Source organism: Microcoleus sp. Pol12B5, from assembly GCF_036701335.1.
Taxonomy (GTDB): domain Bacteria; phylum Cyanobacteriota; class Cyanobacteriia; order Cyanobacteriales; family Microcoleaceae; genus Microcoleus.
Window position 1 is genome coordinate 1 of sequence record NZ_JAUBQQ010000038.1, and the last position, 5,377, is coordinate 5,377.

A 5,377-nucleotide genomic window follows, 5' to 3' on the forward strand; every position below is an offset into this window, starting at 1 on the left:
ATTAACTCATAATTTTGCCTGGAATATCATTCTACTATGTATTTGTGTAATTAATTCTGTCTAACTACTTATAAATCGTGAAGCACAGAAGTAACAGCGGCTTTGTCCTGATAAGCGCGCGCATCTCCGTGCCCGCCGTGCAGCAAAAAAATGACTGGATAGCGCTGTTTGAGATTTTTTGCGTACCCCGGTGGCAAAATTAAACCGTAGGTGCGCTCTGAATTCATAGCTGCACTTTTATATGTTTTGAGTTCAAAATTTAAGTTGGCATCTACTACTACTTTCGGAGGGTCTAACTGAGGTGCCCCGGCAATAAAAACGTACCAGTATCCAGTCGCACTGAGGAGGATGATTGTACCCGTACCGATACCTAAAACTTTTCCCAGCCACTTAGGCATACTTTCAATCTCTCTTTTTGGTCGGCGATCGCAATCCGTACATTATATGCAAGTATATTGTAGAACTGTAGGTGAGGTCGATCTCACATTGTGCAGCATTCTCAGTAACGCGCAAGATGCCGGTTCCACAGTTAAACAACAATACATTATTCAATTCTTTAATCTAAAATGGTATGACTTATCGAAATCCCGCTCCTACAGTTGATATTATCATCGAATTAGCCGATCGCCCGCACCGCCCGATCGTACTCATAGAACGCCGCAATATTCCCTACGGCTGGGCGATTCCCGGCGGGTTTGTCGATTACGGGGAATCGGTAGAAACGGCGGCAAAACGCGAAGCTTTAGAAGAAACGAGTTTGAATGTAGAATTAATTGAGCAGTTTTACGTTTATTCTGACCCAAATCGCGACGCCCGCGAACACACTATCAGTATTGTATTCTTGGCTTCTGCAACTGGCGAACCTCAAGCCGCCGATGATGCTAAAAGTTTAAAAATTTTTGAATCTTGGCAGATTCCTCGTGAATTGTGTTTCGATCACGATCGCATTTTACGAGATTATTGGCGTTACCGTCATTATGGATTGCGGCCACATTTGTAGGGTGAGGATTTGTTGACCGCCGATGCACGCGGATTAACGCAAATTGATTGCTATGATTTATCGGTGATTTATCTGTGTTAATCTGCGGTTAAATTCATTAAACTAAATTCTATGGCAAACTTGACAATATTAGGCGGAGGTGCTTGGGGTTCGGCACTGGCAAATCTGGGAGGCAAAAAAGGCGATCGAGTTAATTTGTGGTCGCGCAGCAGTTCTGTTAATCTAGACTCAGTTATAACGGGTGCGGATGTTGTTGTTTCGGCAGTTTCGATGAAAGGGGTGGGCGCAACAGTCGATCGACTTTTGGCGTTAGAGTTAAGTCCCAGTACAATTATAGTGACTGTCACCAAAGGTTTAGACCCTGCGAGCACACGCACTCCGTCTCAAATTTGGCAAAATGCTTTTCCTAACAATTCAATTGTGGTACTTTCCGGCCCCAATCTTTCCGAGGAAATTCAGCAGGGATTGCCGGCTGCAACGGTAGCGGCGAGTTCGGATTTAGCGGCGGCCAAACAAGTCCAAAATATTTACAGTTCCGATATTTTTCGGGTTTATGTGAATGAAGACCCGCTGGGGACTGAGTTAGGTGGAACTTTGAAAAATGTGTTTGCGATCGCCGCTGGTGTTTGTGACGGTTTACAATTAGGAACTAATGCTAAATCTGCTTTGCTGACTCGCGCTTTGCCAGAAATGATTCGGGTGGGAGTTCGTTTGGGAGCACGTGCAGAAACTTTTTACGGTTTGTCTGGTTTGGGAGATTTGCTCGCTACTTGCAACAGTCCTTTATCGCGCAATTATCGGGTTGGTTTCGGATTAGCTAAAGGCAAATCTTTAGAGCAAATTTTGCACGAATTGCAGAGCACTGCTGAGGGAGTCAATACTACTAATGTGTTGATTGATTTGGCTAATCAACGCGGCATTGAAGTGCCTGTTTCTCGTCAAGTTTATCGCTTATTAAATGGTGAAATTACTGCTGAGCAAGCCGTTTTATCCTTGATGGAACGAGCTTTGAAACCGGAGATTTTATAACCTTTACCACTAGATAGGTAAGGACATAAGCAACGCCTAAGCCCCTACCCGTAGCTGAAGTTTCAAGAAGTGGTGTCACCAGTTGCTACTTATGAATTAAGAGTTGTAAGCGACATTGGCTGAGCGGTCAGATTGATGTTTTGAGCGCTCAGTAGAGAAAGAGTTTAAAGAATTGAAGATGAGTTGTGAATCCAAAACTCTTTAACTCATAGCTGCTACTTAACTCATAACTCATAATTTGCAGAGCTAGTTGAACCAGCTTTACATCTTGCCTTGCTGCATTACCTGTTGAAGGTGCTGCCGAATTTCCTGCGCGTGCTCCATGTCAGCTTGCTGCAATTTTTGAAACAGCTCAGCACAAGGCTGAGAACCGGTTTCTTGAGCATCTTTCATGTAAGTTTCGTAGGCTTTCAAAGCTTCCGACTTGTTTTGCAAAACTGTTAACAAATCATACTCGAGGTTGCTGATGACTGTACTACCGTTAGTGTTCATAAACTGACCTTCTGCTAGGATTTGTTCCAAGTTTGACCGATCCAGAGATGACTGTTCATCTATCTAGAAGGGTAGATAATTCTACTTTCCGCCATAATAAAACGCAACTTCTTTATCTTTCAGCGGGGCGAAGTCAGCAGCAACTAGCATTTTATCGAGCTCGTTTTGAGGCAGATGTTTGACACCGATTCGGACAATGCGCGATCGCATGGTATTTGACACGCCACTGCGCTGTCTGCCGGCTTCTAATCCCATCACTTGCTTGTAGAGGTCTAATTTTGCTTGCGGAATCGGAGTACCGTCAAAGTCGATTCCAGAGGCGATCGCAACATCGATCGCATCTGCACCAGTTGTAGATTGAGCCGCTGAGTTTGTTTCTGAAGACATTGTGCTGTGTTATCAAAGTTTGCTGTGCAAGCATTTTATCAGAGAATCTGCTACATAAATTATTCAATCTAAAATCTAAAATCTAAAATCGATTGACTTCGCTCAAATCCACATTTCCGCCGCTAACAATCACGCCAATCCTCGCATTTTTAGCCTGGACAACACCTGACAACAAAGCCGCCGCTGCTAACACTCCCGTCGGTTCAACAACTATCTTCATGCGTTCCCACATAAAAAACATTGTCTGGCGAATTGCCTCTTCTGAAACTGTTGCCATATCATCAACGTAATGCAGCACAAAAGGAAAGGTTAATTTTCCCAAAGATGGCGTGCGCGCACCATCAGCAATCGTATCTGGGTTAGTAACAGTTTGTAGCGTTTTCGTGCGGAACGATCGCGTCGCATCATCTGCTTGCTCCGGTTCTACTCCTATTACTTTACACTGCGGAGACAAAGTTTTTGCGGAGATCGCGGATCCCGACAGCAAACCCCCGCCACCGCAGCAAACCAGCAGCAAATCCAACTCCCCAACTTCTGCGATTAATTCCAGTGCCGCCGTACCTTGTCCCGCAATTACCCACGGATGATCGTAAGGAGGAATAATTGTTAAGTGTCGTTCTGCGCCAATTTTAGCGGTTAAGTCTTCGCGGGAAACTTGAGTGCGATCGTACAAAATAATCTCTGCACCGTAGCCGCGAGTCGCTTCTTGCTTGACTTTTGGCGCATCTGCAGGCATGACAACAGTAGCAGGAATTTGTAACAACTGGGCCGCAAGGGCGATCGCCTGCGCGTGATTTCCCGAAGAAAAAGTTAGCACTCCCCGCTGTTTTTCGGCTTCAGATAGCTGCATCAAAGCATTGCAAGCACCCCGAAATTTAAACGAACCCGTGCGCTGAAAGTTCTCGCACTTGAAAAATACCTGAGAATTTGTGCGTTTGTTGAAAGTTTCCGAAGTCAGCACCGGCGTCTTGAAAGCTTTGCCCTGCAATCGATTTGACGCCGCATCCACATCGGCGAAACTGACTGACAAGGAATTTTGGGCACTGAATGGGGCACTCATAGATTTTAGATTTGGGCGATCGAGGACTGTATTTGTAGGGTGGGCATTCCCCGCTTCACTCCTACCATTAAATTATAAATTTTATATTTTGGAGGACAAGAATTATTAGGTGTTGCGCTTAATGGTTAAAAAAGCTGTTGACTAAAATCAAAGTTATGAAAATTTACTATCAAAAAGTAAAGTGGTGTTTGTAGTGGCATAGGAGAGGGATTAATGAATACAAATTTAACCACACCCTGATTAATTGTATGGGAATGGCACGGCGCTGTATCCTATCCTAATTTTGGATAACGGGTAAAATAAACCGGATTAAATGGTGAAATTGCCCTCGCGAGTGCGATCGACTTCAGCCATCGACAACAACGCAAAAGAAGACACGGCAATGCCATTTTTCTGCCCAAAAAAGAGCGACTAAATTGTTAAACAATTACAAAAAAAAGGACACAGTATTACTATGTCCTTACCTCTGTATTGTAGGGACACAGCATCGCTGTGTCCCTAACCGTACCGATATCCCGATTAGGATTCTTGCCGTTTAGAACAAGAACAATTCAGAATTACCGGTCGGTCCCAAATTGACATCGACAGTAGCAAACAAACTGTTACCACCAACCGTAGAACCGTTGCTATCGTAATACAGTTTAGTAGACAAACCGTCGTAGATAGCCATGATGGACGGCCCGGTTAAAGTTGCTTCAAACACAGTTACATCAGACACTGTGCTGCTGTAAGCGTAGAAACTCGAAGCCAAGGACACTCCGGTGGTAAAGCCTGCAAAGCCAGTGCTGTCGAGGTTAATTACATCATCAACAATGCTGTAATTGGTAATTAAGTCGCCGCCGTCAGCAGTAGTTCCGCTGAACACAAACACATCTAAACCAGCACCGCCGTTGAGAACATTGGTTCCCACACCACCTATTAAAGTGTCATTCCCGATGCCGCCGTTGAGAGTATCGCTACCGCCACCGCCGAAGAGGCTGTCATTACCATCGTCGCCGGAAATGCTGTCGTTACCCAAACCGCCGTCGAAAATGTCCGCACCGCTGCCGCCGCTGAAGATGTCAGCAAACTCAGTACCAGTGACGCTGTTATCAGCCGCATCTCCGGTAAATAAGACAGGAGATGTGAAGTTGTAACCGCCAGCACCAGAACCGAAATTGTTAAAGGCGACGGGGAAAGTGTTTCCAGCAGCAGTTAAATCCGCAACGCTACCTGAGTTGGTAGTAGTACCACTGGCAGAAGGTGCGATCGTACCTGTAAATACAAAGTCCGCCGTTCCCAGATTGCTAGCAGCCGTACCCAAGGAAGCAATAAGCGTCGAACCACCGGCTACGGTACCGTTCGAGTCAAAATACAACACAGTCTCGTTCGACGCATTAGTAAAGGCGAAGAAACCAGCAGTTGTAGAA

General features: G+C 45.2%; 7 protein-coding genes. 2 read left to right on the forward strand and 5 right to left on the reverse strand.

What is annotated here, in order from left to right; all coding sequences use genetic code 11:
- Positions 1–68: 68 nt before the first annotated feature.
- Entirely contained in the window at positions 69–398 is a 330-nt protein-coding gene (locus QUA24_RS16685; RefSeq protein WP_333230816.1) for a hypothetical protein, read from the reverse strand.
- A 173-nt stretch (positions 399–571) separates the two neighbouring features.
- Between QUA24_RS16685 and QUA24_RS16690 the strand changes: the two genes are divergently transcribed.
- Both QUA24_RS16690 and QUA24_RS16695 read left to right on the forward strand, forming a co-directional pair.
- A complete protein-coding gene (locus tag QUA24_RS16690) occupies positions 572–1,000 on the forward strand; it encodes an NUDIX hydrolase (protein ID WP_333230817.1) in 429 nt (142 codons plus the stop codon).
- 111 nt (positions 1,001–1,111) lie between these two features.
- Positions 1,112–2,029: an NAD(P)H-dependent glycerol-3-phosphate dehydrogenase gene (locus QUA24_RS16695; protein WP_333230818.1), complete on the forward strand. Its 918-nt coding sequence runs from the start codon at positions 1,112–1,114 to the stop codon at positions 2,027–2,029.
- 261 nt (positions 2,030–2,290) lie between these two features.
- Here the strand turns inward: QUA24_RS16695 and QUA24_RS16700 are convergent, their stop codons facing one another.
- The 4 genes from QUA24_RS16700 to QUA24_RS16715 form a co-directional block, all read right to left on the reverse strand.
- Positions 2,291–2,521 carry a hypothetical protein gene (locus QUA24_RS16700; protein WP_333230819.1) on the reverse strand — a complete coding sequence of 77 codons (231 nt, stop codon included), beginning with the start codon at positions 2,519–2,521 and terminating at the stop codon, positions 2,291–2,293.
- 81 nt (positions 2,522–2,602) lie between these two features.
- Positions 2,603–2,908, reverse strand: coding sequence for a small RNA NsiR4-regulated ssr1528 family protein (locus QUA24_RS16705; protein ID WP_006635311.1), 306 nt, complete (start codon positions 2,906–2,908; stop codon positions 2,603–2,605).
- A gap of 82 nt (positions 2,909–2,990) precedes the next feature.
- Positions 2,991–3,968, reverse strand: coding sequence for a threo-3-hydroxy-L-aspartate ammonia-lyase (locus QUA24_RS16710; RefSeq protein WP_333230820.1), 978 nt, complete (start codon positions 3,966–3,968; stop codon positions 2,991–2,993).
- Between the two features lie 535 nt (positions 3,969–4,503).
- A partial coding sequence (locus QUA24_RS16715; protein WP_333230821.1) for a calcium-binding protein occupies positions 4,504–5,377 on the reverse strand: 874 nt, incomplete at its 5' end.

Coding starts and splice junctions, on each gene's coding strand:
- QUA24_RS16700 (WP_333230819.1), bottom strand. CDS start 2,521: ATGAACACTAACGGTAGTACAGTCATCAGCAACCTCGAGTATGATTTG.
- QUA24_RS16695 (WP_333230818.1), top strand. CDS start 1,112: ATGGCAAACTTGACAATATTAGGCGGAGGTGCTTGGGGTTCGGCACTG.
- QUA24_RS16685 (WP_333230816.1), bottom strand. CDS start 398: ATGCCTAAGTGGCTGGGAAAAGTTTTAGGTATCGGTACGGGTACAATC.
- QUA24_RS16690 (WP_333230817.1), top strand. CDS start 572: ATGACTTATCGAAATCCCGCTCCTACAGTTGATATTATCATCGAATTA.
- QUA24_RS16710 (WP_333230820.1), bottom strand. CDS start 3,968: ATGAGTGCCCCATTCAGTGCCCAAAATTCCTTGTCAGTCAGTTTCGCC.
- QUA24_RS16705 (WP_006635311.1), bottom strand. CDS start 2,908: ATGTCTTCAGAAACAAACTCAGCGGCTCAATCTACAACTGGTGCAGAT.